The sequence below is a fragment of the uncultured Paraglaciecola sp. genome, assembly GCF_943787955.1.
Taxonomy (GTDB): domain Bacteria; phylum Pseudomonadota; class Gammaproteobacteria; order Enterobacterales; family Alteromonadaceae; genus Paraglaciecola.
On sequence record NZ_CALSOK010000013.1, the window covers coordinates 48,131 to 74,775 of the forward strand.

At 38.9% G+C, this 26,645-nt stretch carries 27 protein-coding genes and 1 pseudogene; 15 read left to right on the plus strand and 13 right to left on the minus strand.

Annotated features, from left to right (window positions below):
- The first annotated feature begins 128 nt into the window (after positions 1–128).
- Together Q0Y52_RS12235 and Q0Y52_RS12240 are read left to right on the plus strand one after the other, a co-directional pair.
- Positions 129–1,472 carry a class II 3-deoxy-7-phosphoheptulonate synthase gene (locus Q0Y52_RS12235; protein WP_297821933.1) on the plus strand — a complete coding sequence of 448 codons (1,344 nt, stop codon included), beginning with the start codon at positions 129–131 and terminating at the stop codon, positions 1,470–1,472.
- 192 nt (positions 1,473–1,664) lie between these two features.
- Positions 1,665–1,905, plus strand: a pseudogene (locus Q0Y52_RS12240) (ferrous iron transporter B); the annotation flags it as partial.
- Between the two features lies 1 nt (position 1,906).
- On the opposite strand, the gene Q0Y52_RS12245 reads toward Q0Y52_RS12240, so the two are convergent.
- Positions 1,907–2,380, minus strand: a complete 474-nt coding sequence (locus Q0Y52_RS12245; RefSeq protein WP_297821935.1) for an NYN domain-containing protein — start codon at positions 2,378–2,380, stop codon at positions 1,907–1,909.
- Between the two features lie 447 nt (positions 2,381–2,827).
- On the opposite strand from Q0Y52_RS12245, the gene Q0Y52_RS12250 reads away from it, so the two are divergent.
- The gene (locus Q0Y52_RS12250) at positions 2,828–2,998 is read left to right on the plus strand and encodes a hypothetical protein (RefSeq protein ID WP_297821938.1); all 171 of its coding nucleotides are present in this window, start codon (positions 2,828–2,830) and stop codon (positions 2,996–2,998) included.
- A 73-nt stretch (positions 2,999–3,071) separates the two neighbouring features.
- Here Q0Y52_RS12250 and Q0Y52_RS12255 read toward each other — a convergent pair whose 3' ends face one another.
- Together Q0Y52_RS12255 and Q0Y52_RS12260 are read right to left on the minus strand one after the other, a co-directional pair.
- Entirely contained in the window at positions 3,072–4,658 is a 1,587-nt protein-coding gene (locus tag Q0Y52_RS12255; protein ID WP_297821940.1) for an ABC-F family ATPase, read from the minus strand.
- Positions 4,659–4,840: 182 nt separating this feature from the next.
- The gene (locus Q0Y52_RS12260) at positions 4,841–5,017 is read right to left on the minus strand and encodes a hypothetical protein (protein WP_297821942.1); all 177 of its coding nucleotides are present in this window, start codon (positions 5,015–5,017) and stop codon (positions 4,841–4,843) included.
- 796 nt (positions 5,018–5,813) lie between these two features.
- Between Q0Y52_RS12260 and Q0Y52_RS12265 the strand changes: the two genes are divergently transcribed.
- The 6 genes from Q0Y52_RS12265 to Q0Y52_RS12290 all read left to right on the plus strand — a co-directional run bounded on the left by Q0Y52_RS12265 (position 5,814) and on the right by Q0Y52_RS12290 (position 12,666).
- The gene (locus Q0Y52_RS12265) at positions 5,814–6,380 is read left to right on the plus strand and encodes a Negative modulator of initiation of replication (RefSeq protein ID WP_297821944.1); all 567 of its coding nucleotides are present in this window, start codon (positions 5,814–5,816) and stop codon (positions 6,378–6,380) included.
- Between the two features lie 18 nt (positions 6,381–6,398).
- Entirely contained in the window at positions 6,399–8,051 is a 1,653-nt protein-coding gene (gene pgm / locus Q0Y52_RS12270) for a phosphoglucomutase (alpha-D-glucose-1,6-bisphosphate-dependent) (protein WP_297821946.1), read from the plus strand.
- A gap of 26 nt (positions 8,052–8,077) precedes the next feature.
- Positions 8,078–10,549 carry a glycogen/starch/alpha-glucan phosphorylase gene (locus tag Q0Y52_RS12275; protein ID WP_297821948.1) on the plus strand — a complete coding sequence of 824 codons (2,472 nt, stop codon included), beginning with the start codon at positions 8,078–8,080 and terminating at the stop codon, positions 10,547–10,549.
- Positions 10,550–10,844: 295 nt separating this feature from the next.
- The gene (gene astE, locus Q0Y52_RS12280; RefSeq protein ID WP_297821951.1) at positions 10,845–11,912 is read left to right on the plus strand and encodes a succinylglutamate desuccinylase; all 1,068 of its coding nucleotides are present in this window, start codon (positions 10,845–10,847) and stop codon (positions 11,910–11,912) included.
- Positions 11,913–11,920: 8 nt separating this feature from the next.
- Positions 11,921–12,343: an HIT family protein gene (locus tag Q0Y52_RS12285; RefSeq protein ID WP_297821953.1), complete on the plus strand. Its 423-nt coding sequence runs from the start codon at positions 11,921–11,923 to the stop codon at positions 12,341–12,343.
- A complete protein-coding gene (locus tag Q0Y52_RS12290) occupies positions 12,340–12,666 on the plus strand; it encodes a heavy metal-binding domain-containing protein (RefSeq protein ID WP_297821955.1) in 327 nt (108 codons plus the stop codon). Before Q0Y52_RS12285 ends, Q0Y52_RS12290 begins: the two co-directional genes overlap by 4 nt.
- A gap of 118 nt (positions 12,667–12,784) precedes the next feature.
- Here the strand turns inward: Q0Y52_RS12290 and Q0Y52_RS12295 are convergent, their stop codons facing one another.
- The 6 genes from Q0Y52_RS12295 to Q0Y52_RS12320 form a co-directional block, all read right to left on the minus strand.
- Positions 12,785–13,588 carry a formyl transferase gene (locus Q0Y52_RS12295; protein WP_297821957.1) on the minus strand — a complete coding sequence of 268 codons (804 nt, stop codon included), beginning with the start codon at positions 13,586–13,588 and terminating at the stop codon, positions 12,785–12,787.
- 36 nt (positions 13,589–13,624) lie between these two features.
- Positions 13,625–13,780 carry a DUF2897 family protein gene (locus tag Q0Y52_RS12300; RefSeq protein ID WP_297821960.1) on the minus strand — a complete coding sequence of 52 codons (156 nt, stop codon included), beginning with the start codon at positions 13,778–13,780 and terminating at the stop codon, positions 13,625–13,627.
- Entirely contained in the window at positions 13,777–14,451 is a 675-nt protein-coding gene (locus Q0Y52_RS12305) for a M15 family metallopeptidase (RefSeq protein WP_297821962.1), read from the minus strand. Before Q0Y52_RS12305 ends, Q0Y52_RS12300 begins: the two co-directional genes overlap by 4 nt.
- Positions 14,448–15,575, minus strand: coding sequence for a succinyl-diaminopimelate desuccinylase (dapE, locus tag Q0Y52_RS12310; RefSeq protein WP_297821964.1), 1,128 nt, complete (start codon positions 15,573–15,575; stop codon positions 14,448–14,450). Before dapE ends, Q0Y52_RS12305 begins: the two co-directional genes overlap by 4 nt.
- On the minus strand, positions 15,572–15,916 hold the full coding sequence (locus tag Q0Y52_RS12315; protein WP_297821967.1) for an ArsC family reductase: 345 nt from the start codon (positions 15,914–15,916) through the stop codon (positions 15,572–15,574). Before Q0Y52_RS12315 ends, dapE begins: the two co-directional genes overlap by 4 nt.
- 404 nt (positions 15,917–16,320) lie before the next feature.
- A complete protein-coding gene (locus Q0Y52_RS12320; protein ID WP_297821969.1) occupies positions 16,321–16,449 on the minus strand; it encodes a PTS glucose transporter subunit IIA in 129 nt (42 codons plus the stop codon).
- Positions 16,450–17,017: 568 nt separating this feature from the next.
- On the opposite strand from Q0Y52_RS12320, the gene Q0Y52_RS12325 reads away from it, so the two are divergent.
- Positions 17,018–18,085, plus strand: coding sequence for a patatin-like phospholipase family protein (locus tag Q0Y52_RS12325; RefSeq protein ID WP_297821971.1), 1,068 nt, complete (start codon positions 17,018–17,020; stop codon positions 18,083–18,085).
- 97 nt (positions 18,086–18,182) lie between these two features.
- On the opposite strand, the gene Q0Y52_RS12330 is transcribed toward Q0Y52_RS12325, so the two are convergent.
- Entirely contained in the window at positions 18,183–19,841 is a 1,659-nt protein-coding gene (locus tag Q0Y52_RS12330) for a diguanylate cyclase (protein WP_297821973.1), read from the minus strand.
- Positions 19,842–20,197: 356 nt separating this feature from the next.
- Between Q0Y52_RS12330 and Q0Y52_RS12335 the strand changes: the two genes are divergently transcribed.
- The 3 genes from Q0Y52_RS12335 (at position 20,198) to Q0Y52_RS12345 (ending at position 22,883) form a co-directional block, all read left to right on the plus strand.
- On the plus strand, positions 20,198–20,620 hold the full coding sequence (locus Q0Y52_RS12335) for a universal stress protein (protein WP_297821975.1): 423 nt from the start codon (positions 20,198–20,200) through the stop codon (positions 20,618–20,620).
- 38 nt (positions 20,621–20,658) lie between these two features.
- Positions 20,659–21,933 carry a glucose-1-phosphate adenylyltransferase gene (glgC, locus tag Q0Y52_RS12340; protein ID WP_297821977.1) on the plus strand — a complete coding sequence of 425 codons (1,275 nt, stop codon included), beginning with the start codon at positions 20,659–20,661 and terminating at the stop codon, positions 21,931–21,933.
- A gap of 179 nt (positions 21,934–22,112) precedes the next feature.
- Positions 22,113–22,883 (plus strand): helix-turn-helix domain-containing protein, encoded by a 771-nt coding sequence (locus tag Q0Y52_RS12345; RefSeq protein ID WP_297821979.1) that lies wholly within the window; start codon positions 22,113–22,115, stop codon positions 22,881–22,883.
- A 16-nt stretch (positions 22,884–22,899) separates the two neighbouring features.
- Here Q0Y52_RS12345 and Q0Y52_RS12350 read toward each other — a convergent pair whose 3' ends face one another.
- Together Q0Y52_RS12350 and Q0Y52_RS12355 are read right to left on the minus strand one after the other, a co-directional pair.
- On the minus strand, positions 22,900–23,262 hold the full coding sequence (locus Q0Y52_RS12350) for a carboxymuconolactone decarboxylase family protein (protein WP_297821981.1): 363 nt from the start codon (positions 23,260–23,262) through the stop codon (positions 22,900–22,902).
- A gap of 79 nt (positions 23,263–23,341) precedes the next feature.
- Positions 23,342–24,331 (minus strand): 2-hydroxyacid dehydrogenase, encoded by a 990-nt coding sequence (locus tag Q0Y52_RS12355; RefSeq protein ID WP_297821983.1) that lies wholly within the window; start codon positions 24,329–24,331, stop codon positions 23,342–23,344.
- Between the two features lie 180 nt (positions 24,332–24,511).
- Between Q0Y52_RS12355 and Q0Y52_RS12360 the strand changes: the two genes are divergently transcribed.
- Together Q0Y52_RS12360 and Q0Y52_RS12365 are read left to right on the plus strand one after the other, a co-directional pair.
- Positions 24,512–25,354, plus strand: a complete 843-nt coding sequence (locus tag Q0Y52_RS12360; protein WP_297821985.1) for a cation diffusion facilitator family transporter — start codon at positions 24,512–24,514, stop codon at positions 25,352–25,354.
- A 60-nt stretch (positions 25,355–25,414) separates the two neighbouring features.
- Positions 25,415–25,657, plus strand: coding sequence for a DUF6868 family protein (locus tag Q0Y52_RS12365; RefSeq protein WP_297821987.1), 243 nt, complete (start codon positions 25,415–25,417; stop codon positions 25,655–25,657).
- A 29-nt stretch (positions 25,658–25,686) separates the two neighbouring features.
- Here Q0Y52_RS12365 and Q0Y52_RS12370 read toward each other — a convergent pair whose 3' ends face one another.
- The gene (locus Q0Y52_RS12370; RefSeq protein ID WP_297821989.1) at positions 25,687–26,643 is read right to left on the minus strand and encodes a universal stress protein; all 957 of its coding nucleotides are present in this window, start codon (positions 26,641–26,643) and stop codon (positions 25,687–25,689) included.
- Between the last annotated feature and the right edge of the window lie 2 nt (positions 26,644–26,645).

Genomic DNA, 26,645 nt, shown 5'->3' on the forward strand with positions numbered 1-26,645 from the left:
GCTATTTATATTTCATAAATAATTGCGTTTGTGATTGAAGTTTTTGCTCATACCCTCTAAATTCTCGACCCAGTTTGTCGGTTCAGTTTTTAATCGTCTACTTTACATCTATTTTACAAGGAAAAATCGTGAGTCATTGGCAACCAGACAGTTGGCGTTCTAAGCCCATTTTGCAACAACCTACCTATGAAGATAAACAACACCTTAAACAAGTTGAACATACTCTTGGTGGTTATCCTCCTTTAGTGTTTGCAGCTGAAACGCGTGAACTTTATAAACAGTTAGGTAATGTAGCAGAAGGTCACGGTTTCTTATTGCAGGGCGGCGATTGCGCTGAATCTTTTGATGAATTTAACGCACCAAAAATCCGCGACACTTTTAAAGTTATTTTACAAATGGCTATAGTGCTGACCTATGCGGGTCGTTGCCCAGTAATTAAAGTTGCTCGAATGGCTGGGCAGTATGCTAAGCCTCGTTCAGGTGATTTTGAAACCATTAATGGGGTGTCTTTACCTAGCTATCGTGGCGATATTATTAACAGCTTTGAATTTACTGAAGCATCACGTAGGCCCGATCCTCAGAGGATGATTGAAGCTTATCATCGTGGTGCCTCTACGCTAAACTTGCTCCGAGCTTTTGCACAAGGTGGTTTAGCTGATTTACATGAAGTGAATCGCTGGAATATGGCTTTTGTAGAAAATAATCCGTTAAAAAACCGTTATCATGACCTAGCTAAACGTATTCAAGATTCTCTCGAATTTATGAATGTTATGGGGATTAACTCCAGCAATACGCCTACCTTACATGAAACTAGCTTGTATACCTCTCATGAGGCCTTGTTACTTAATTATGAGCAAGCTTTGACTCGTGTCGATACCTTAACGGATAAGTGGTACAACTGTTCGGCACATATGTTGTGGATTGGTGAGCGTACTCGTCAACTCGATCATGCACACATGGAGTTTTTCCGTGGCATTCACAACCCTATAGGTGTGAAAGTTGGGCCGAGTATGCAAGAAGATGAATTAATTCAGCTTATTGATGCACTCAACCCAAATAACGATGCGGGTCGACTTACTTTGATCACCCGTATGGGCGCAGACAAGCTTGAGCATAACTTGCCTAAATTGTTACGCAGAGTTAAACAAGAAGGCCGCAAAGTGGTATGGAGCTCTGATCCTATGCACGGCAATACCTTTAAAGCCTCAAGTGGTTATAAAACTCGTAACTTTGATGCTATTTTGCGTGAAATCCAACAGTTTTTTGCTGCTCACAAAGCTGAAGGTACGCATGCAGGTGGTATTCACTTAGAGATGACAGGACAACATGTGACTGAGTGCACGGGCGGAGCTTACAAAATCAGTGATGACGATTTGGCACAAGCTTATAAAACGCAATGTGATCCTCGATTAAATGCTGACCAAGTATTAGAAATGGCGTTTCTTGTGGCTGACCATTTGCGTGAAGCATAAAAACACTTAAAACTTGCCACTTTGCGATGTGTTTTATTGCAAAGCGGCTGTTACAAGTATTGTAAATAATCATCATTTATATTGCATGCTCAGGTAATCATATGACCCCCTGAGAGATGAGAAAAAGTAACCTGCATTTGTTTTTATGGTTTCAGGCCATTCCCCACAAAGTGGTGATTTACAGTCATAATATTTGGCATTTAAGGCGCGGATGAAATTATAGCAGGATTAGCGCCCATATTCTGCAAGACGGTTTAGCTCTAGTGGCGCATGCATAGGTCTGATGTTGTTGTATCTGGTGGCACTGCAGTGCGTTGCCACAGTTACCACTATTGAAGGTGTAACAGCTAGTGGAAATATAGCCTGGGATTTATTTGCGGGTTACGGATTACTGGCTTACTTCATTGCATGGATTGCAGCCATTTTTATATAAATCATTGTAATAAATCAGACTCAATTTTAAAAAAGTCATCGGCCGCATTCACCAATGAAGAGGCGGTCAGTTGAGGTACGCCATAGACCTGAGTTTTGCAGCCATATTTTTCGCTCACTTTTTTGAGCAATAAATCAAAATCCCCATCACCTGATAATAAAACAATGGTATCTGCCTTTTCTGCGGCTTCTATTACATCTATTGCAATGCCCACATCCCAATCTCCTTTGGCTGAACCATCACTGCGTTGAATGTAAGGTTTTAACTTTATATCAAAGCCAATGTGTTTGAGTGCGCTTTGAAACTTTTGCTGTTGTTCATCACCTTTATCAATAGCATAAGCATTGGCCATGACGATGTCGCCTTGATGGTGAATATGTTGCCAGAATCGACGGTAATTAAATTGGCGAGAGTAAGCTTGGCGAGTGGTGTAATATATATTTTGTACGTCAACAAATATGGCAATTTTTTCCAAGGTAGATCACTCGCAACTAATAAATTGAACTAATGATAGCATCTTTAACAAAGTGAATTATGTGTCACGGGTAGACCATTTAGTCTAATTAGCAGTTGACTAATTGTACAAAAGTAAGTATGTTAAATTTAGGTTTGAATACTTTTATCAATACAAACCCCCAATGTTATGTCTTTCCTTGATCCAGTCAGCCAACATTAAAAACGTAATCTTTAGAAATCGCCAATTAGGTAAAGACCTAAAGAATTACATCATCAAGCTGAATTATCGTACGACGAATTAGTGGGTATTAAACATCGTAGCAAACAATATTTGCAGGTGTCTCATGGAACAGAAACTTAAGGTTTTAGTAGTATCGTCAAAACTGTAATGAGCTTATTTTTAGTTTTAGCTATTTATAGCTTCATTTATTGAAGTAAAAAATAGTCATATTTAATGAGTTTTATTATGTCTTATACATATAACGGAACACAGATTTCGGTAATGTGCCCAGTGCACAATATCTCTGTGAATAAACATAAAGTGGCGTTTGCCGACAAGTGTGGCCAGAAAATGGGCACCTTTTCTAACACCACCGAAGCAAAACAATTTGTCTCTTGGTTACTTAATATTAAGTAAAAAGTAGGCATTCAGAAAAAAACCGGAGAAATCCGGTTTTTTTTATTCTGAAATTTCTAAGTCAGTGGCTATTTTATACCCCTTGACTTGCCAGGTAACTCTCGTAGTCACCTTTGAAATCAATAATGCCACTTGGTTGTATATCGATAATACGCGTAGCTACAGTAGACACAAATTCTCTATCATGACTGACAAAAATCAAGGTACCTTTGTAATTTTCTAAGGCTAAGTTCAAAGACTCGATGGACTCCATATCTAAGTGGTTGGTAGGTTCATCCATCACTAATATATTGGGTTTTTGCAGCATTAACTTGCCAAACAACATTCGCCCTTGTTCACCACCTGAAATGACTTTGACTGATTTATTGATGTCATTTTGCGAGAATAACAATCTACCTAAAGTACCGCGCATAATCTGTTCGTCGTCACCTTCTTGGGCCCATTGGTACATCCAATCCATCAGTGTTTTGTCTTCTTTAAAATCAGCAGCATGATCCTGAGCATAATAACCAATATTGCTATTTTCAGACCATTTTACGCTACCGGCAGTTAAGTCAGTTTCACTCATTAAACATTTTAGTAAGGTTGTTTTACCCACACCGTTTGGACCAATAATAGCCACTCTTTCGCCTACCTCAATCATCAGATCCAAGTTTTTATATAGTTCTGTATCGTATGTCTTGGCTAAACCTTCTACTTCCACAGCCAAACGATGTAACTTTTTAGTTTCTTCAAAACGAATAAATGGGCTTTGACGACTGGAGGGCTTCACTTCATCCAATTGAATTTTATCAATCTGGCGAGCACGGGACGTGGCTTGTTTTGATTTTGATGCGTTTGCTGAGAAACGGCTCACAAACGCCTTGAGCTCAGAAATTTGCGCTTTTTTCTTGGCGTTGTCTGACAACAGTTGGTCACGAGATTGTGTAGCTGCTGTCATGTATTCATCGTAGTTGCCTGGAAATAAACGAATTTCGCCATAATCGATGTCTGCCATATGGCTACAAACTGAATTTAAAAAATGTCTGTCATGAGAAATAATTATCATGGTGCAATTACGTTCGTTCAGTACTGTTTCCAACCAGCGGATAGTATTAATATCCAAGTTGTTGGTAGGCTCATCCAGTAACATAATGTCAGGGTCAGAAAATAATACTTGGGCAAGTAACACCCTGAGTTTCCAACCCGGCGCAATTTCGCTCATAGGACCAAAATGTTGTTCAATGGGAATACCCACACCAATCAGTAACTCACCAGCTCTAGATTCAGCGGTGTAACCATCCATCTCGGCAAATTCAGACTCTAAATCGGCAACTCTGATACCGTCTTCTTCAGTCATATCAGGATTGGCATAAATAGCATCCCGTTCAATTTTAACTTTCCAAAGCTCACCATGCCCCATAACAACAGTATCAATCACGCTGCAATCTTCGTAGGCAAACTGGTCTTGTTTAAGTTTACCAACACGTTCGCCTGGGTCGACAGATACATTGCCACTAGAAGGCTCTAAGTCACCACCAATGATTTTCATAAAGGTTGACTTACCACAACCATTTGCGCCAATCAGGCCATATTTATTGCCATTGCCAAATTTTGCTGAGACATTTTCAAATAAAGGCTTTTCGCCAAATTGGATTGTAATATTTGCAGTTGTTAGCAAAGTCGGTACCCCAGTATTAATATTTAACTATTGCTTGCTACCACGTACCTTAAGTTAGTGAAGTATAAGGTAACAAAAATTCGGCGCGGATTATGCCACAAAAATAGCGGTATCGCTAAGGTGTGAAGGTTCTTTTTGTGGTTTTAAACATTGCTTCACAGCAACTCAGTTTTTAACAGGGCTTAAGGACGACGCATAATACGATGACATTGTTTGGCGCTCAGTAGTAATGTTTTATTATTTTGTTTGTTCTGGTAGGTTAATCGTAAATAGAGTTGGGGTAGTTGAGAAGATGGATCACTGACTTTATTTGAGTATTGTTCACTAATTTGTTGAGTAAAGCAGCTCTTCCTTGCCATTTAGCTCTTTGGGTTCCTACTTTTGCAAAGGCATTCAACGCTTTTCAATACAAACGTTGTGTTGTGCCAAGACGATTTTGTAACCTATGAGGAAGAAAAAATAAGCTCAGTATAAAGCGATAATTAATATTATCCCTACTCTTAAGATAGACAAACGTTCTGGGGTTAACTTGCCTAAAGTAGATTTGAATAGACCGCGTTGTTTTTCACTGTTAAATCCCAGTACTCATCGGCTCCAGTTATAATATATGTCTGCCAAAAGCAGTCTCATATTATTGAGCCAAGCTATATTGGTGAGTCTGGCTAGTGAAAAGGGAGAGCCAGCCAAAAATAACTTTATTCTTGCATCGCATGCTGTAAACCAAATTCTATTCTATCCGAGGATACAAGGTCTGTTGGGTCAATTCGTTGCCAACCTTAATCATCACTTCACGTCTCTCCCCATGCATGAGTATCGTATTGGTAGATACTCGAATAAGGTGATTTTCCAATTTATTCTACTCACTCAGCGCCTTGAAAGCTTTTCACTATGCGGGAGGTATATCACCTAATCTTAGTGCATAGGCTGTCAACAGGGTCTACCGACAGGAGTGCTTTATAGTCATAGCTAATTTGTTTTGTTGAAGAGGTAAAGGTACCCAGAATATTCAATAAATTGTGCGGATCAATATTTTAGCGCAAATTAGGCAAGTTTTTGGTGGTTTAGCTAATACTTGTGCATGAAATGTAATTAATCGATGAATTGATTGCGTCAATACGTATAATATTAGAAATGTGCCCGTTTAAAAAAAATCTCATGAAAAATATACAAATAGAAGAAGATCTTTACCACTTTATTGCTTCACAGACACAAGATATTGGTGAAAGTGCATCAGATATTTTACGTCGATTAGTCATGCCTGAATCGCTTCTTAATACAATGCCAGGAAGCCGTGCTATTAGTTCCAAGCCTATTAGCGTTGTTAATAATGAGGACGTTAAAGTGCAAAGTGCCAATCAAGTTTGTCAGGCATCGGCTGTGTTTAGCGAGCTTGAAGGGCAACATTTGCAAGCTATTCCTAAGATGGTGGAAAGATGGCTATTGGTATTATCGATTATCCACAAATATCATGCCCAACAATTCACTAAAGTGTTGGGAATGAGCGGACGTAATAGAACGTATTTTGCCACTGATAAGGACACACTGTTAGCGACTGGCAGTAGTACTAACCCTAAAAATGTACCTGGTTCAGAATATTGGGTGATAACCAATAATAATACTGTAAAGAAAATCAATATGCTCAAAGAAGTGGCTGAGCAGGTAGGCTTTAACCTATCCGAAATAGAACAACTGATTGCAACATTTTCCCCTGAACACGTTTAATAAAAAATAAGGATCATTATGGCTCTTCATCCGGAAGCAGGAAAACCCGCTAGAAAGGAACAGTTGGTCAACGTTGCTAAGTTGATTAGCGCCTATTATACCCATCAGCCCACAAAAGGTGATAGCACTCAAGCTGTCTCTTTTGGCACGTCAGGACATCGTGGTAGTTCACTTTTAAATACCTTTAACGAAATGCATATCGCTGCTATTTGTCAGGCGCTAGCTGAATTTAGACAGGATCAAAATATTACGGGGCCTCTGTATATGGGCATGGACACCCATGCTTTATCTGAAGCGGCATTTTCAACCGCTGTCGAAGTACTAGCAGCAAACGGGGTTTCTCTTGTAGTCCAAGAAAATCGTGGTTACACCCCTACACCTGTCATTTCCCATGCTATTTTGCAGCATAATGTCGACTCTTCAAAAAAACAAGCTGATGGTGTAGTGATCACTCCATCACATAACCCTCCAGAAGATGGCGGTTTTAAGTATAACCCTCCTCACGGTGGACCCGCTGATAGCGACGTGACTAACCTTATCCAGCAGCGTGCAAATGATATCATCAGTAATGATATGGCTGATGTGCAACGAATGAGTTTGTCTGCCGCCTATGACTCTGCTTATGTAACAGAAATTGATTTTTCTGAAAATTACATTGCGCAGCTTGACCAAGTAATTGATATGCAAGCTATTGCTAAAGCAGGGTTAGTCTTAGGTACTGATCCACTAGGTGGTGCTGGTTTACCTTACTGGGACAAAATTGCAGAGCGTTATGGATTAAATATCGAAGTGGTCAACCGTAATGTTGACCAGCAATTTGGTTTTATGCGCAGAGATAAAGACGGAAAAATCCGTATGGATTGCTCGTCGCCATATGCTATGGCTGGCTTGATCGATTTAAAAGATAAATTTGATGTGGCCTTTGGCAATGATCCTGATTTTGACCGTCACGGCATTGTTACCCCTAATGGTGGTTTAATGAATCCTAATCATTATTTAGCTGTGGCAATCCAATACTTATATCAACATAGAACAGATTGGCCACAAAATATCAAGGTCGGTAAAACTTTAGTGTCCAGTAGTATGATTGACCGTGTGGTGGAAGACCTCGGCCGTGAATTATCTGAAATGCCAGTAGGGTTTAAATGGTTTGTACAAGATTTATTAAATAGTGAAATCGGTTTTGCCGGTGAAGAAAGTGCAGGTGGTATATTTTTGCGTCGAAATGGCAAACCATGGGCAACTGATAAAGATGGGATCATCATGTGTTTGTTGGCCGCTGAAATTATTGCTGTAACAGGCAAAGATCCTAGTGAGCATTATCAAAATCTTACCGAACAGTTTTCATCACCTATTTATACTCGTATTGATGTAGCGGCAAATCATGCACAGAAGCAAGTGTTAAGTAAAATGGATAAAAGTGTCATTCAATCTACCAAGTTGGCAGGAGAAATTATCACTAATATTCAAACACATGCTCCGGGTAACAACGCGGCCATTGGTGGAGTGAAAGTCAGCACCAAAAATGGTTGGTTTGCAGCACGGCCATCTGGCACTGAAGATATCTATAAAATATACGCAGAAAGTTTCAATGGTACTGAACATCTCAATTTATTAGTTAAAGAGGCCAAAATTCTGGTCGAACAAGTATTTAAAACGGCAAGTGTTTAAATAATAAAGCTAATTTGAGGTGTAATATGACAGCAAAAAGGTCAGTTTCTAAAACGTCTTCTTTACCAAAGAAAACTATTAAAGATGCAATTGTTAGACATCTACATTGTTCATTAGGCACTGATGAAAATAAAGCAGACAACCATGCTTGGTGGAAAGCGACCTGCGCTTCAGTGCAAGAAAATGTGTTAGAGCAACTGCGTAAAACTCAAAAATCTCATTATTTAAACGATACTCGTGCCGTACATTATTTTTCTGCTGAGTTTTTAATGGGCCGTTTAATGTCTAACAACCTGCATAATTTAGGCTTATATGAACAGACTGATCAAGCCTTAAAAGAACTCGGTGTCAACCTCACCGATATTATGGAAGAAGAGCAGGATATGGCTTTGGGTAATGGAGGTTTGGGCCGATTAGCCGCATGCTTTATCGATTCGCTTGCAACACTTGATATGCCAGCTGTGGGTTATGGTTTACACTATGAACATGGTTTATTTCGTCAAGAAATCAAAAATGGTGAACAAATTGAGCGCCCAGACAGCTGGCGTGATTACGGGAACCCATGGGAAATATGCCGCCCTGAGTCAATTCAAGAAATTCCACTTTATGGTTATGTTGAAACTAAATATGCTGAGAGTGGCGAGATTAAAAAAGAATGGCACCCTGGACTAATTGTTAAAGGGTTACCTTGGGATATTCCGGTGGTGGGTTATGGTGGCAAAACCGTGAATGTTTTGCGTTTATGGCAAAGCCAAGCGTCTGGTTACTTCAATTGGGATGTGTTTAATGCTGGTGGATATGTTGATGCACAGAGAGAAAACGTACAAGCTGAGACGATTTCTAAAGTTTTGTATCCCAACGATGAAACCGAAGCGGGTAAAGAGCTACGTTTAATTCAACAGTATTTCTTTAGTGCCTGTTCGCTAAAAGATATTATTCGCCGTTACAAGAGAGCACATGGAGATGATTGGAGCCGTTTTTCCAGTCAAGTGGTGATCCAATTGAACGACACCCACCCAGCTATCGCCATACCTGAATTGATGCGGATTTTATTAGACAGGGCTGAGCTCGATTGGGATAGCGCATGGAAAATTTGTAGCAAAACGTTTGCCTACACTAACCATACATTATTACCCGAAGCATTAGAAAAATGGCCTGCTCGTATGTTCGAGAAGATTCTACCAAGGCATTTAGAGATCATTTACGAAATTAATCACCGCTTTATGAGTGAAGTGGAAAAAGTGTGGCCAGGTAACAATGCCATCAAGCAAAAGTTGTCCATCATAGAAGAAGGCAATGAAAAGATGATACGCATGGGTAACTTGTCGGTCATTGGGTCTTTTGCCGTTAACGGTGTGGCTGAAATTCATTCGTCTTTAGTGAAGAAAAATCTGTTTCCGGAATTTCACGAAATGTGGCCAAATAAGTTAACAAATGTCACCAACGGTATTACCCCGCGCCGCTGGTTGAAGGCTTGTAACCCTAAGTTATCTGCCTTGATAGATGAAAAGATTGGTAATGATTGGCCGTTGCACCTAGAAAAGCTAGAGCAACTGAGTCAGTTTGCCGACAATGCTAAGTTTCAAAAACAATTTATGAAAATAAAGCACGAAAATAAAGTCGCCTTGGCAAAAGAGGTATTAGCTCTAACAGGTGTAGAAATTAATCCTAAGGCTATTTTTGATGTGCAAATTAAACGCTTACATGAGTATAAACGCCAACATCTCAACCTTTTACATATTATGGCTCTTTATCGTCGATTGTTAGAAGACCCTTCTTACGACATGCAATCCAGAGTTTTCTTATTCGGCGCTAAAGCCGCCCCAGGTTATGAGTTAGCTAAGGACATTATTTATGCAATCAACCAAGTGGCTGAGAAAGTGAATAATGACAAACGCGTAAACGGCAAAATTAAAGTGGTGTTTTTACCTAATTATCGGGTCAGTTTGGCTGAGAAAATAATCCCCGCTGCTGATATCTCAGAACAAATTTCTACTGCGGGCTTAGAAGCTTCAGGTACTGGAAATATGAAGTTGTCATTAAACGGTGCATTAACAGTAGGCACCTTAGACGGTGCAAATATTGAAATCGCGGAAGAGGTCGGTGATGAAAATATCTTCATTTTTGGTTTGAACGTAGATGAAGTGCATGCACTTGACAAAGTAGGCTACAACCCATTTGACTTTTATTACAACAATAAAGAAATCAAAGTAGTTTTAGATTGGCTTGAAACTGATTATTTCACACCAGGTAAACCTGGTGCATTAGCATCCCTCAAACATAGTCTTTTAGAGGGGGGAGACCCTTACAAAGTTCTGGCCGATTTTGAGTCCTATTCAAATGCACAGCAAAAAGCTGATAAAGCTTATAGAGATAAATCTGGTTGGGCAAAAATGGCAATACTCAATACCGCACGTATGGGTAAATTCACCTCAGATCGATCCATTAAGGATTATGTAGATAAAATTTGGAAACTAGAGCCCTGTATAGTGGAGTAAACTTTATTCTTAGACCTAAATAAGATTAGATAATAGTTAGCCTAGCTCAACAAAAATTCAAACAAGTGTTTGAATTTTTGTTGTTATAAAGTCAGGACAAATAGCTTAACTGGCAAATCCTTGTTTGAGCTGGCCAATAAAGATTTAGCGGATAGCACGTCGATTGTACGTGATTATCAGACTGCTTAATTTACTCTTCTCAGATTTATTCTCAGTTATAAAAGAAGAGTTAATATTCAGATTAGCGTAATATTAATACTTTAGAAATCATATTTGCGAGTGATACCAACTCACTATGGAAACACAAATCGATACATCAATTCAAAACACCATTGAAACATTAAAGCAGCATGGCAATTTTCTCTCTTTATCACGCACCCAACCTTCACTTTTTAGTACTTCTTTCCAGTTTTTCATCGATGCACACACACAAGTTAATGTCTTAGCAGAGGGGATTATTAGCTTTGAAACTATTGCCGATAGTGATAAAGATATCGTACTCTCTTGTGGCATACACGGAAACGAAACAGCGCCCATAGAAATTTGTGATGATTTAGTCAAAAGTATTTTGCTTGGTAAAACAGTGATTAAACAACGGGTGTTATTTTTATTTGGTAATTTACCCGCTATGAATATTGCTCAACGCTTTATTGAAGAAAATATGAATCGTTTGTTTAGTGGCGAACATCAAAACTTGGCTGCGGGGCAACAGACGAATCATGAAAGACGCCGAGCCAAACAATTAGAAGATGTAGTCAAAAATTTCTATCTAGGAATAAATACTGTGCAGGGCAGGAGTCGTTTTCATTATGATTTACATACCGCTATACGCGCATCTAAAAATGACAAATTTGCTGTCTATCCTTTTCAAAATGGTAAAGCTTGGAACAAATATCAGCTACAAATTTTGTTAGCCTGTGGAGTGAACACTATTTTACTATCCGGCAGTCCGACGACGACTTTCAGTTATTATTCAGTCAATGAATTTAACGCCAATGCGTTCACTGTTGAATTGGGAAAAGTGATGCCATTTGGGCAAAACAATATGAATGCTTTTTGTGATGTAGTGACTACGTTGACCAAGTTGATTTGTGGTGTTGACCTGGCTCTTAAGCACTTCACCGACACAGATTTCTTGATCTACCAAGTGAATCAAGTGATCAACAAGCAACAAGATGATTTCACCCTCAATTTTCCACCAGACGCTCCTAATTTTAGTGCTTTTCCCAAAGACCACTTATTAGCCCATGAAACGGAATGCGAATATCGTACCCAATTTGAAGGTGAAGCCATTGTATTTCCTAACGCTGAGGTTGAAATTGGTCAACGGGCGTTGTTAACCGTTATATCTACTAATATTTAAGGTTTTGTATGGCTAATTTTATATTACATCCACAATTAGAGAAGGACAGTGTATTAGTCACTGAGTTAGTTTTATGTTCGGTACGCCTTATTAATGATGCCAACTATCCTTGGCTAATCTTAGTGCCACGAATAGCAAACATAAGTGACATAATTGACCTGAATGCTGCTCAGCAGCAAATGTTATGGCAAGAGTCTGCGCTGGTCAGTCGAGTACTTAAATATTTGTTTACACCTGATAAGTTGAATATTGCAGCCCTGGGTAATATGGTACCTCAGTTACACTTACATCATATTGCGCGTTACCAAAATGATGTGAGCTGGCCTAAACCTATATGGGGACAGGTGCCGTCTAAGGTTTATTCAGGTGAACAACTGATGCAACGAATTGAACTAATTAAAACTGAGATTGAAGCAAGGAGAGGCACATGATAGTAACCACCACTCATCAGCTAGAAGGCAAAAAAATTGAACAGTATTTAGGTATTGTTGTAGGTGAAGCGGTGATGGGAGCTAATATCTTTAAAGATATTTTTGCTTCAATCCGCGACATTGTGGGTGGCCGCTCAGGTGCTTACGAAGATGAACTCACTAAAGCAAGAAAAATTGGCTTTCAGGAACTAGAGCAGGAAGCCCGCTCTATCGGTGCTAATGCGGTTATTGGTGTTGATATTGACTATGAAGTAGTAGGCAAGGGTGGCAGTATGTTGATGGTGAGTATTAGTGGTACGGCAATTAGGTATGTTGATAAGTAGCATTTAATTGGGCTGTGTTTTGTTGACAGCTTCTTATTGACGCCCTTGTGGGCAGCGCCATCCCGCAAAGCGTGCTTTCACTTTTAATATTCTTATGTAACAAACGTAAAAGATGCTTTCAATAATAGCCTTTGGCGATATCAATCACATCTTGATATTCGTAAAGCTTGAGTCCTCTTTGATTGAATTCTTCAAGTTCTAGTTCACAGGGAAATGAAAAGTAGTTTCCCTTTGAATTGACAGAGTAACTTGAACATTTCCCTGTGGTTTCAATATCGTTGATGGCATTCACTACATCGTTAATACCCGTCTCGTAGAGCGATAAAGTGTTGTGAAGATAAGAACGCTGATAATCCAGCGTTTGCTTACTAATACTGATAATTTCACCGCTGTCTATGCCACTGTCATTAATATAATGAACAGTTGTGCCACATTCAGTATCCCCTTGTTGCATGGCTCTGAACGTTGCCATTACTCCCCGGTATGTGGGGAGTTCACCAGAGTGCAAATTGATTACGCCAAATTTGGGGATAGCAATTACCGCAGATTGTAGTATCAGACCAAAGCGAATTGAAACAATAAGGTCAGGTGCAAACTCATTGACTCTTTTAAGACCTGCCTGACAGTTTATTGAGTGGATGTCCGATACTTCTATGCCCAGTGCTTTAAATTCATTAAAACTGCGACGTCTCCCCGATATAGGCGAGGAATTGTTTTGCAGGGCAGGAAATAGTATTTGGTTAAATAAGCCTTGTTCAAAAAAAGCTAAGTCTAATAAGTTCTGTGGTTTGTTTTGTTTTTTATTTCCAACAGTTGAGGAGAGTAAAACTTGAAATTGATGTTGCCCTTGCATTGTTTGAAACAGAGTGTTCAAGGCAAAATTGCTAGCGATGTCTTTGTTAGCCAGAAGTAAAATTTTCATTCTTCAAACGCTTAATGACTGATGGTATGGGAGAGGTTAATCATCTTTGTCTTCAAAACGGTCATATGACGCATTATTATCTTTATTCACCTTTGGTAGTTTTTGATTGGCACTTTGTTTTAGCAATAATATGTTGCCGATAATCAGGCCTAATACCAAGGTAATAATCACTACCACTATCCAAATATTCATATTAATCCCCTGTTTAAAACAAAACGTTGATAAATGTCAGGCATGTTAGCGATTATGCTATCTAGACCCGGGATATCCGACTTCCTTAGATTATCGAGTAAGACTTGTTCATCCAACAGACCAAGCATTTTGTCTGCACTTGCTTGAAAACTTAGATGCCAAGGCTCTCGAGCAATGCCGCCGTTATATTCAGCGTAGGGCCGGTTAAAACCAAATTGACTGGCGTGTTCGCTTAGCCAGTTGTTAAGTTCGGTGCAGGGACCTTGTTCGTATTCTTTGCAAACTAACTTAAAGTCATGTTGGCTTTGTTCAACTGATTTTTTGTCATATACGTCTAGGTCAGTTCCCCAATGATGACGACTAGCCCCAGGCAACGCCGACCATGTGAGGATCGCGATTATCTTTTCTTGGTCAGACAGGGCAGTGGCATCTATGGTGTTTTCATTGACATCTAACAAGGTTACTTTACCTGACCATTTACTTTGCCAAATTTTCAATTGACGCTCAAAGCTTCTGTAACTGCTGACAATTTGTATATCAACATTATCTTGTGCTGCAGCCGCTTGCATTTTCTTGAATGCCCCACAGACTTTGGGTAAAAGTCGAAAGCCGTTTTGGCATTCGACTAATAGACTTTCATCTTTACCAAAGATGTGCGCTTGGTTTATCACGCTAACAACCGTTGCAATATATCTTGATAAATATCAGCAAGCGTATCGAGATCGTCAATTTTTACACATTCATCAATTTTGTGGATGGTGGCGTTAACAGGTCCAAGCTCAATGACTTGGGCTCCGGTTGGCGCAATAAAACGTCCGTCAGAAGTGCCTCCAGCGGTTGATAATAGAGTTTCTCGGCCTGTGCAGTGTTTGATGGCTTGTTGTGTGGCTTTAACCAGCTCGCCAGAGTCGGTTAAAAAAGGCTGGCCATTAAAGGTCCAATCAATGTCGTAATCGAGTTTATGGGCATCTAATACTTGGGTCGTTCTGGTGATTAACATCTGATCTGTCACTTCAGTAGAAAATCTAAAGTTAAAACAGATTTTTAATTCACCAGGAATAACATTACCGGCACCTGTGCCGCCATTGATATTAGATATTTGAAAACTAGTAGGCGGGAACGATTCATTGCCCCTGTCCCAAGTGGTATTCGCTAATTCTGCTAGTGCCAGCGTTGACTCGTGAATAGGGTTTCTGGCTAAGTGAGGGTAGGCGACATGGCCCTGGATACCCTTAACAAGTAAATCACCGGTGAGTGAACCTCTGCGTCCATTTTTGACAATATCACCGACTTCGCTCGTGCTTGATGGTTCGCCTACTAAACACCAAGTGATTTTTTCGTTTCTGGCTTCTAATGTATCTATGACCCTAGTAGTGCCATTAATAAAAGGCCCCTCTTCATCACTCGTGATTAAAAAAGCAATTGAGCCTTTATGCAGTGGATTGGCTTTTACAAAATTTTCAGTGGCCACTAACATTGCAGCCAAACTGCCTTTCATATCTGCTGCACCACGGCCATGAATATAGCCATCTTTTTCGGTAGCTTCAAAAGGTGGGGTTTGCCAATTCTGTTCTGGGCCTGTAGGTACAACATCTGTATGCCCAGCAAAACAAAATAGTGGTTCATTTGTTCCCTTGCGAGCCCAAATGTTTTTAGTGTCGGCAAAGGTTAAATCTTCGATTACAAAGCCTAAAGGTTTAAGGATATTAGCCATCATTTCCTGACAACCCGCATCTTCAGGAGTAACAGATTTTCTGTTGATTAAGTTTTTAGTCAAATCAAGTGTGTGGCTCATGAGAAAACCTCTGAAAATTGGTCTGCTTTAAAACCAATGAAATATTTATCTTTATGGATCAGTATGGGACGTTTTATCATAGCTGGATGTTCAAGCATTAGCGCCAAGGCAGAGGTTTTATCAAGCCCTTGTTTTTGCTCTTCACTTAACTGACGAAAAGTAGTTCCACGTTTGTTAAGCATGATTTCCCAGCCCAAGGTTTGTTCTGTTTGCTCAAGCCAATTGGTGTCGAGTCCGTCTTGTCTGTAATCGTGGAAAACATAGTTGATATTGTGTGAAGATAACCAAGCGCGTGCTTTTTTGATGGTATCGCAGTTTTTAATGCCGAACAGAGTGGTCATAGTGTCCTAATTTAGTTACTGATATCATTCGTGCACTGACTATAACGATAAAGGGTAAGGCAGGTAAAGGAACAAACCAATCCTTTTAGTTAACTGTTATTCCTAATTTATATGTAAACAGTTATCATTTTATCTTGTTAGCGATAACTTGAAAATAGTGCGCTTGAATGCATTTTATTTTATCGCTACTAAGAAAGGTGATAGAACATAAAATTCTGAGTAGTCGTCTTTTCATCTTAACCAGAAAAATTCGGCCAGTAGCTGTCTGTGCTCAACGTTTTTAGTTTGTTTAACGACGCTCTTAGATCCTTTCCCCAATATAAAGTGATAATCAATCCCTAGCTATATTTTTAGCTTTAAGCCATTTGCGTCTTTATTTTTAATTGATGAGCTTGTTCTGGGAATTACATCATAGTGCCAGCGAAAGGTGTTAATTCTTTGTGATCAGAAGGTTTGATAGCGATGCCTTCGCCAAAAAGTCTTTCAGTAAAAAGTGCATGTGGCACCTCATCGAATGGCAGCACTGTGCCCATTAACTGGCTGTAAGTGTTAATAGCTTTTTTATGACATGGCAGTGAACTAGCTTTACAAGGCGACTAAACAATCCCATCGTAATCATTATTCTTGAAACCAGCTGATAGGGCTTGTTAGTGTGTAGTCTGAAAACTAATCTTTAGCATAGCGAAATATTGCACTTCATTTTTTGGGTATGATAGCAAAACAGTCGTCCGTAATGATATCAAGTTGGGTTTATCCACTGTTCCTGTGGATAACTCTGTTGAGTACTGTTTATATGTCGGTTAATAAACTGATATATATAGAGAAATTTCTGTTGGTTGCAAAACACTCGATAGCTAAAAGCTTGATTGAAATTGCAGCATTTAATGGGGGATTATAAATAATAATCAGATAGGTATATTAAATTTTCTGATTTAGATGCATCTATTGCACAAGTTGTTAAACTTAAAAACAGTTTTTTAACTGCTATAAAAGACTCAGTGATAACAGTCATTACATCATTTTAAGAGATCCGTAAGTCACGGTATATGCCGTCTATGCTGGGATTATAATAAATACTAGCGTTTGAATAAAAGGAAGAGTATGCAGGTTTTGGATGTTTATGCTGGAAAAAATGCTCTAGCACGTATTAAAAAAGAGGGCTTTAGTGCTGATTTATTTGATTATATGTTGGGGGCATCTGGTGGGCCTAAGTGGTTTGTGTTGGCGGGTCTTGACCGTTATATATTCCCTGAATTTTTTGCTGGGCGAACTAGGCCTTTAAATATTATTGGTTCGTCAGCGGGGGCGTTTAGATTTGCCTGTTTCGCTCAAAATGACCCATTGTCTGCGATTAATCGCTTGGCAGAGCGCTATTCTCAGACTGTTTACTCTGATAAACCGACCGCTAAAGAAATCACTGCAAAAGGCACGGCACTGTTAAATTATGTACTAGGTGAAAATGGTTGCGATGAAATCATCAACAACCCAATCATTAAAGCGCATTTTATTGTGGCCAAGTGTAAAGGTTTAACTCAGTTCGAAGCAAAACCACTACAAATGACAGGTTTAATTGCCAGCGCTAGTGCTAATGCGATGAAGCGGAAATGGTTAGAAAAGTTTTACCAGCGTTATTTGTTTTCGTCGCCTAATTCTAATTTAAAGGTCAATGATCCTGTTAACATGACCTCATATTCTGTTCCTCTTACTGCTAAAAATTTACCGCAGGCCTTGATGGCATCAGGTTCTATTCCTATTGTGATTGAAGGTGTAAAAAATATTGATGGTGCACCACCTGGAATGTATAGAGATGGCGGTATTATTGATTATCACTTTGATTTAACCTTTGGACCGCAAAAAGGGCTAGTGCTTTATTCGCACTTTTACTCAAAACCTATACCTGGCTGGTTCGATAAGTCCCTTAAAAAGCGACTTCCACATGCAAACAGTTACAATGACGTGGTCATGTTGGTACCTTCTGACGAGTTTATATCTAGTTTACCTTATGGCAAAATTCCTGACAGAAAAGACTTTGAAGTCATGTCCTCAGCGCAACGTATTGAATATTGGCAAACCGTTATTGCTCAAAGTGACATTTTAGGGGAGGCGTTTAAGGATATGTGTGACAATCAAAAAATAGTCGACTATATTAAGCCTATTGAGTTTGGTTGAAACACAAGGGTTGATGTTAGTGACTTCGGGGTCAATCATTATGAGTAACAATTAAACTGAGTTTAGAATAATACCCTCTGATGAAATTAAAAATTTGTTATTTTGATTCATCTACACAAATTTGGCTTCTACCTGCATTTTTAGCTTTGTACAGAGCGACATCGGCTGAGTTTATTAGCTCATTTAGTTTTTGATGATGAGTTGAACTGGCCAATCCCGCACTAAAACTACAATTAAAAGATTGTTTATTAACGGTATAGTTAATGTGTAAAAAGGCGGTTAAAATCTCGTTTATTTTATTTTCGATAATTTTGGAGTTTGCGTTATTAAACACCACCATAAATTCTTCTCCTCCATAGCGGCCTACATGGTCGGTATATCGCACCGACTGAAGTAATAATTGTCCTAAAGAAATCAGTACCTTATCTCCATTCACATGACCGTATTTATCGTTTACTTCTTTGAAATGATCTAAATCAATCATCACGATCACAGTAGGTGTTTGTTGGCGCGAAGTCAGTCTCATGGAATGAGCTGCGGCTTCCATGATTTGTCCATGGTTAAGTACGCCTGTTAAACTATCCCTAGATGCAAGGTACCGAATTTCTTGTCCCCTTTGAATACGGCTATCAACCTGCTGTACGATAAGGTTAGGAGGGGTATTTTTGGAGATGACATCATCAGCACCACACTCTAATACTTCAAGTTTGGTTTTGATACCATCGTCAGAAGTGAGGAAAATGATCGGTACATAATCGTATTTAGCTTGTTGGCGAAGAACCATTGCTACTTCCAGACCACTTATGTTTGGCATGTGAATATCTAACAAAAACACATCCGGATGGAAAGATTCTAATTCTGTCATGATTGAATTGGCTTGAGATATTGCCAGAACTTCTACATGTTCGTCCTCTAGCAACGTTTTATAAAAACTACCCTCTAAGGCTTGGTCATCTAAGAGTAAAATTCTATAGGGCCGGATTATATCTATCTTGAAATTTTTACGAATTTTGGATACTAAAGTAGTGATATTAACTGGTTTTAAAAGATATTCTTTTACTTTGGATCTTACTGCTGAAAGTCTATTTTCAAAGGAACTTGAGGAAGATAAAACAAATACGTCGGTATCGAATGTTTTGAGTTTGGCAGCAAAGTCAAATATTTTTTCAGAGAGGTTAATCGAGTTATCAGTATCAATAAGCACTAAATTAAATCTATTTTGTTTAAACACTTCTTCGAACTGTTCAATTGAATTGAACTGGTTGATTGTAAACCCAAATTCAGTAAGAAGTTTAGCGTTAACCACTGATGTGTTTTTATTGTCATCAATTAAGGCAATCTTTATATCACGATAAGACGGTGAATTAATTTCTTCTTTGATTTTTTGTGGCTCGCGTAATTTACTTAAAGTAGACGTTGCTTCTTTTAATAAAAGTAATGGATTAGGGTTGTTTTTTGTTGCTTCAATCATCGTATTCATATGACGATCAATAAAAGGTATAACACTATTTAAAGTGTTGATTTTTTCTTCACAGGGGGCCACCTCTTCTTCAATCAAGCAGAGCAGGTCACTCAAAGCTAAAAAGTTGAGTGATGCACTAGAGCCTCTGATGCTGTGTACTTCAAACCTAAATTTTTTGACTGCGTCCAGAGTTTTAGACGTTCTAGCGTTTAACCATAACTTAGTCAACATTGCTAGCTTGTCACTATACTCAGCAATAAAAGTGATTCGAAACTCTGCTAGTTTCTGTTCCATCTTAGAACTCATGAGGACCCTTTCTGTTTTTAAAAGACGATTATCAATGATATTCCCTAAATATCTTTATAACCTACTGATTTATAGTTTATGTGTACAGGAAATAGAGAAAGCACACAGGCTTAAATAACGTATTTTCGCAAAATACATGAACTTATATGATAGTTCAATTCTAAATATTAAATTCTAACCAACCTAATTAGATTTAAATCAAATACGGATTAATGTTATTTAGCCTGTGAATCGACAGTTTGATATAGATCAATGTTACCTAGTGTCTTTGAGTCTAAATAAAGTAAGCAAGTTAAAAACACTCCTAATTAAAGCTAGAGTTTCGTTTAACAGGTAAATTAAATATGGATAGTTATCAAAACATTTTAGTTGCATTAGATCTTTTTTTTGAGCACAAACCTGTATTAGATCGAGCGCTGGATATTGCACAAAATCCGTCGCAAATTAGTCTTATTTACGTGACTTTTCCACAGATTTACTTCGATTCATATGGGCTTGGTATAGGTTCAGATTTTGTGAACGATAATCAAGAAACTGCAAAAGCAACACTATTAGAACTGGCCAAAACGCACTGTATCCCAGACAAACAAGTATATGCACCTATTGGTTCAGCAGTTAATGAAATTCATTTGTTGTCCGAAAGTGTCAAGGCTGATTTGATTGTTATGGGTACTCATGGCCAAAGTGGTTTGAAGTTATTACTAGGCTCCACTGCCAATGGTGTATTGCATGGTGTGAAGTGTGATGTGTTGGCAATTAAAATTTGAGCAGAAATTATCAGTAATACTAACATTAGGTAATCATTATGATCTCCTCCAACTCACGTTACGTTAGTCAGATCACACGAGATACATTAGCCTTGATCCTTGCAGGAGGTAAAGGCAGTCGATTGTGTGAATTAACTCAATATCAGGCTAAACCTGCAATTCATTTTGGTGGGAAATTCAGAGTAATTGACTTTCCCTTGTCGAATTGTATTAATTCAGGGATTAGGCAGATTGGGGTCATGACCCAATACAAAGCTTATTCGTTAATACGTCACTTGTCGCGAGGATGGGGGCATTTAAACCGAGAGTTAGGTGAATATGTTGAGCTCTTACCTGCGTCCCAGCAATATTCTCCCAGTTGGTATGAAGGTACGGCGGATGCGCTGTATCAAAATATTGAGTTTATTCGTGAGCATGCACCTAAGTATGTTGTTGTGCTGGCAGGTGATCATATTTATAAAATGGATTATGGAGATATGCTAGTCCAACATGTTGAAAGTGCAGCAGATATGACGATATCTTGCATCGAGGTGCCAGTGATCGATGCGGCGGGTGCCTTCGGTGTGATGTGCGTGGATGAACACAACCGGATCACGAATTTTCATGATAAACCTGATAAACCTTGTCCCCTTGAAGACAAACCTGAATACACGCTGGCATCCATGGGAAATTATGTGTTCAATACTGAATTTCTTATTCAGCAACTAATTGCGGATGCTAAAAACATAGACTCGCTGCATGATTTTGGTAGAGATATTATTCCTGCTGCAATTAATACTAATCATGTGATGGCGTTTAGATTCTGTTCTGATGATGGACAATCTGCTCCGTATTGGCGCGATGTGGGAACCTTAGATGCATTTTGGCAGGCCAATATGGACCTTGTTGCAATCACTCCAGAACTAAATATCTATGATCAAGATTGGCCTATTTGGACACATCAGAAACAATCACCTCCAGCTAAATTTATTTTTAATGATTATGGCCGTCGTGGTTATGCAGTGGACTCGATTGTGTCAGGTGGTTGTATTGTTTCTGGTGCTGAAATTAGTCAATCATTGTTATTTTCAGATGTGCATGTTCACTCATATAGTAAAATTGAAAAATCAGTGATCCTGCCTCAAGTTGATATTGCTCAGCATGTTAAAATTAATCGCTCAATTATTGATACAGGCTGCCAAATACCTGAAGGAATGAGTATTGGGATAAACAAAGCACATGACATTGCACGGGGTTTTCGTATCAGCCAAGATGGTATTGTATTAGTGACCAAAGACATGCTTAACAAAGGAGATAACCAGCAAGGTTGTTAAGACAGTGATACATAACTTAGGACCTCAGCACAGAAGTCGGTGTGTTTATATAAGTACTTACCGAAGTAAATTACGCAGAATAGCGAATACCCCAGCTTTCAACTAATCTTTATTATTTAACCTTGATTTATATCAATGGCAAGGAAATTAGCCTTTGACCTACCTTCAAGGATTGTAAAATGCCTATAAATAAAACCCAACAACCTTCACTTTGCCAATACTGTAACATGCCTGGCATATGCTTTAGTTTAGTTGATAAAACTAAAGCAGAGCCAAAAGTAAGTTCTCATAAGGTATATCATAAGTCAGACGAACTATTTGCGTCTGGCCAGACATTTGAAGCTATTTTTATCTTGCGTAGCGGGTCAGCAAAATCTTCAGTGTCAGATAATAGTGGTCATGAACAAATTAGCCGTTTTCATTATCCCGGTGATTTGCTTGGTCTAGATGGTTTTGATAATGGCTCCCATGCTCAATCGATAAAGTTCTTGGAAACCAGCAGTGTGTGTCGTATCGGCTTAGGGGAGTTGGATAAGGCTATGGCGAATTCAGCAAGCATCAGACTTAACTTGCTGCAGGGCATGAGTCATGCCCTCAATAATGAAGACAAGTTTTTACTTAGTTTAAACAACATGAACTCTGCACAGCGACTCATCTCATTTCTATTGGACTTGTCTTCACAATTTGAAAAGAGAGGGTTATCTGGCAAGGTGTTTGACTTGAGCATGACTCGAGTGGATATCGCCAATTATTTAGGCATGGCGATTGAGACTGTTAGTCGGTTACTCACTCAGTTACACAATGAACATATAATTGAGGTAGAAAAACGCCGCGTCAAGTTTGTAGATTTTAGAAAACTGCATCAGTATCTGCTACTTGAACGTGTACCTCATAATTTACTTGGAGCAAAAATTCGTCAACTCAACTGCATACAGTCTGCGGTTGCCTGAACTATTTGCGACAGAGTTAAATAGGTGGATTTTGTTTTTGCTCAAACTCATTCAGGGCTTCTAAAGCTTCACAGCCATAGACCATGGACGGTCCGCCCCCCATTAAAATAGCTACACCAATTGCTTCTAATGTCTCTTGCCTACTTGCTCCTGCTTTTAATGCATCATGAACATGAAAAGCAATACACCCATCACAATGCACTGCTATGGCAATACCCAGAGCAATCAATTCCTTTGATTTTGTATCCAGTGCACCTTTTGAAACTGCTGAAGAATGTAATGCTCCAAAGCCAGTCATAACCTCCGGTATTTCTGATATGAGGTTCGCACTGAGCACTTTTAGTTGTTCATACCGTTGAACATGTTTGGTCGTTGTCATAATCGTCTCCAATAAGCTGAAGTTGAGTATGCTTTTTACTGGCTAGTTTATATTGATACTAATCAGTTAACGTTAAATCTCAAAGCACCGCATTTTGAGCGCTACCATCTTGTTCGAATTGACTGATATTCGAAAGGGTAGTTTGCGCGATATTGAGCATCGCTTCTTGAGTAAAAAATCCTTGATGACTGGTAACAATGACATTTGGGAAGGTTGTTAATCTGGCTAACAAGTCGTCTTGTATACCTTGGGCAGAAAAGTCTTCAAAAAACAACGCTTCTTCTTCTTCGTAGACGTCTAGACCCAATAAACCTACTTTACCCGATTTAAGTCCATTTATGATGGCTTTGGTATCAACTAGTTTGCCTCTACTGGTATTAATTATAGTGACTCCATCCATCATTTTTGCCAACGCTTTTTGATCGATCAAATGATAAGTGTCAGGGGTAAGTGGGCAATGAAGTGAAATAACATCAGCATGACTAAGCAGGTTGTCGAGGGAGGTATATTTAACTCCAGACTCAATGCACTGTTCATTGTGAAGCAAATCATAAGCAATCACATTGCAGCCAAAACCCAGCATGATGTTAGTAAAAGCTTGACCAATTTTCCCTGTGCCTATTACCCCAACTGTTTTACCATGTAAGTCGAAGCCCATTAAATTACGCAATGAAAAGTCCCCTTCACGTATGCGATTATGTGCACGGTGAATGCCTCGATTTAAACATAACAACAAACCCACCGCATGCTCTGCCACAGCATAAGGTGAGTACGCAGGAACGCGCACTACATGCATTGAAAGTTGTTGCGCACAGGCCATATCTACATGATTAAACCCCGCTGAGCGAAGAGCAATAAGCTCAATCCCTTTATCCTTCAACTTATGTAACACCTGCGCATTTAAATTATCGTTAATAAAAGCGCACACCACTTTTTCATCACTGATAAGCGAAGTGGATTCTAAATCTAAGTGTGAGGAGAAATAACGTATCTGGTGAGTACCATCAAAGTTTACACGGTCAAAGTATTCCTGATCATAAGGTTTAGTATTAAAAAAAGCTATTTTCACAGGTCGACCTTACACATATCAGAGTTAGCGTGATGATCACAATATTTCTGATCATAGGACTTAATATCATTCTAAAAAAATACACTAACTTGCTCATTGACCTTGATCAATTAATTTAACAGTTAAGCTGATATCGTTGTTTTGACTAAAATGTATATTGTAGTTAATAAAGGTGAAAAGATGCACGTTAGAAAGGTTTTGCTTATTGAAGGGAGTGCAAATGCACTGATCACTGCGAGCAAAATGACGGTTGGGCTGATGACAGGTTCAGCAGCAGTGATAGCCGATGCGGTGCACTCCCTTACTGATTTGGCAAATAATCTTTTTGCTTGGTTAGTAGTAAAAATAGCTGAATCACCTGCCGACAGTTCTCATCCATATGGTCATCAAAAATTTGAACAATTAGCCGTGTTTGGCCTCGCGTCTTTGTTAACCATAGTAGCGTTTGAAGTGATCGTGAATGCTGTCGAACGTTTTGGGCAGCCAGTTGAGCAAAGTATGCTGGGGTTGGTTATATTAATTTGTTCGCTGGTAATCAATATAGCTTTGACGTTTTGGGAACGTTATTGGGCTAAACGGTTAGTTTCAGAAATATTACTTGCAGATGCCACTCATACCTTTAGTGATGTGTTGACCAGCGCAGTGGTGATTGTCGGATGGCAATTAGCGGCACGTGGATACTATTGGATAGATACTTTATTCGCATTAATTGTATCTAGCATCATCTTTTATTTAGCGTTCAAACTTTTTCAAAGGGCAATACCTGTGTTGGTTGATTGCAGTAGTTATCCGCCAGAAGCATTAAAAGCCGCTGTAAACAATATTCCAGATGTAATAAATGTGGGTAATATTCGTTCTAGAGATACAGGGAAAGAACAGGTAGCTGATGTCACTGTGACTGTTTGCTCCAATCTTAGTACCTTCGAATCTCACCAAATAGCCGATAAAATTGAGAGTGTGTTAGCTGATAAGTTTGATATTCATGACGTAGTGGTTCACATCGAACCTGATGTGGATCAATAACTAATAGTTCAAAATAGTTAGTATTGAGACTACCAAATTTTCATGTGACAGGACAATATTATGCTTACTTCAGAATTCGCTAGTTTTTTTGCATGGTGCACACTGATTAACTATTCGATGTTGTTGATATGGTTTGTTGTTTTCAGTTTAGGTCACAATTGGTTGCATTTGATGCATGGAAAATGGTTTGAGCTAACCGAACAACAGTTCGACGTGATCAACTATTGTGGCATGGGGTTTTTTAAGTTATTTATCTTTGTATTTAATTTAGCACCATTTATAGCGCTAAGTATTATCGATTGATTACATTCTCTAATCGATTGGATGATCACTCAATGAAACGGTGCTTCGAAGTCTTTGGGTTTAACCGCCAACAAGTCACAGTCAACTGATTCGATGAGCCTTTGTGCTGTGCTGCCCAGTAAACCCGTTCTATAGGTGGTACCTAATACTAAAATGCCAGCGTCAAGTTGCCTTAATGTTTGTGGCATTACACGGTCTATGTCACCGGAAACAATATGCTGATTTTCACTGTTAGGCACATATTCAGAGCATTCTTCGGCAAATTTAATATTATGTTGATACCTTAATTGTTCAAGTACCATGGATTCATTATGATGTTCGTCAATAGAAAATACATCTGCCCACATGCCACTTTTATTCAATGCTTCAAGTAAGATGTCCCAATAACTGGGATCAAAGCAGTGCAGGGCATGCAAAGGCATATCCAGACTGGAGGACATGGAAAAGCCTGCTTTTAGAACACTCTTGTCTAATTCACTTTTTTTGTTTAAATGATGTTCAGGATCTATCGCCGCTACTACAGAAGTGTTTTTAGTCCATTTATGATTTTTAACTAACAAAATCGGAACTGGGCAGGCTTTAAGCAAATACCAATCTGTCGGTGTAAACAGTCGCCTTGCTATGACCTTATGTTGATGAGTCGCCTTTATCACTAATTCAGGTTTGAAGCTGTCTACTACTTTTAATATGCTTTGATAAATGGGTGAATGCCAGATCACTTCAGTCTCATAAGTCACATTTTTTTGAGAGTGCTGCGTAATTAATTTGTTGAGTCTGAGCTGATTAATTTGGATAATCACAGCCTGGGTTTTCTCTCGTTGTTTTGGGGTCAGAAAATGACTGGCCAGTACAGAGGGATAATACAGACAGCTTAATAACTTAATAATAATAGGTTGTTGTTTAGCAAAGTGTAATGCTTTGCTAAGTGCAGGTTGATCTTGTTTATCAGGGTCAATATCAACCAGAATTTTTTTTATGGTTTGCATTT

Coding starts and splice junctions, on each gene's coding strand:
- Q0Y52_RS12250 (WP_297821938.1), top strand. CDS start 2,828: ATGTCTTATACATATAACGGAACACAGATTTCGGTAATGTGCCCAGTG.
- Q0Y52_RS12260 (WP_297821942.1), bottom strand. CDS start 5,017: ATGGCAAGGAAGAGCTGCTTTACTCAACAAATTAGTGAACAATACTCA.
- Q0Y52_RS12265 (WP_297821944.1), top strand. CDS start 5,814: ATGAAAAATATACAAATAGAAGAAGATCTTTACCACTTTATTGCTTCA.
- pgm (WP_297821946.1), top strand. CDS start 6,399: ATGGCTCTTCATCCGGAAGCAGGAAAACCCGCTAGAAAGGAACAGTTG.
- Q0Y52_RS12275 (WP_297821948.1), top strand. CDS start 8,078: ATGACAGCAAAAAGGTCAGTTTCTAAAACGTCTTCTTTACCAAAGAAA.
- astE (WP_297821951.1), top strand. CDS start 10,845: ATGGAAACACAAATCGATACATCAATTCAAAACACCATTGAAACATTA.
- Q0Y52_RS12285 (WP_297821953.1), top strand. CDS start 11,921: ATGGCTAATTTTATATTACATCCACAATTAGAGAAGGACAGTGTATTA.
- Q0Y52_RS12290 (WP_297821955.1), top strand. CDS start 12,340: ATGATAGTAACCACCACTCATCAGCTAGAAGGCAAAAAAATTGAACAG.
- Q0Y52_RS12295 (WP_297821957.1), bottom strand. CDS start 13,588: ATGAAAATTTTACTTCTGGCTAACAAAGACATCGCTAGCAATTTTGCC.
- Q0Y52_RS12300 (WP_297821960.1), bottom strand. CDS start 13,780: ATGAATATTTGGATAGTGGTAGTGATTATTACCTTGGTATTAGGCCTG.
- dapE (WP_297821964.1), bottom strand. CDS start 15,575: ATGAGCCACACACTTGATTTGACTAAAAACTTAATCAACAGAAAATCT.
- Q0Y52_RS12315 (WP_297821967.1), bottom strand. CDS start 15,916: ATGACCACTCTGTTCGGCATTAAAAACTGCGATACCATCAAAAAAGCA.
- Q0Y52_RS12320 (WP_297821969.1), bottom strand. CDS start 16,449: ATGGGCACAGTGCTGCCATTCGATGAGGTGCCACATGCACTTTTTACT.
- Q0Y52_RS12325 (WP_297821971.1), top strand. CDS start 17,018: ATGCAGGTTTTGGATGTTTATGCTGGAAAAAATGCTCTAGCACGTATT.
- Q0Y52_RS12330 (WP_297821973.1), bottom strand. CDS start 19,841: ATGGAACAGAAACTAGCAGAGTTTCGAATCACTTTTATTGCTGAGTAT.
- Q0Y52_RS12335 (WP_297821975.1), top strand. CDS start 20,198: ATGGATAGTTATCAAAACATTTTAGTTGCATTAGATCTTTTTTTTGAG.
- glgC (WP_297821977.1), top strand. CDS start 20,659: ATGATCTCCTCCAACTCACGTTACGTTAGTCAGATCACACGAGATACA.
- Q0Y52_RS12345 (WP_297821979.1), top strand. CDS start 22,113: ATGCCTATAAATAAAACCCAACAACCTTCACTTTGCCAATACTGTAAC.
- Q0Y52_RS12350 (WP_297821981.1), bottom strand. CDS start 23,262: ATGACAACGACCAAACATGTTCAACGGTATGAACAACTAAAAGTGCTC.
- Q0Y52_RS12360 (WP_297821985.1), top strand. CDS start 24,512: ATGCACGTTAGAAAGGTTTTGCTTATTGAAGGGAGTGCAAATGCACTG.
- Q0Y52_RS12365 (WP_297821987.1), top strand. CDS start 25,415: ATGCTTACTTCAGAATTCGCTAGTTTTTTTGCATGGTGCACACTGATT.
- Q0Y52_RS12370 (WP_297821989.1), bottom strand. CDS start 26,643: ATGCAAACCATAAAAAAAATTCTGGTTGATATTGACCCTGATAAACAA.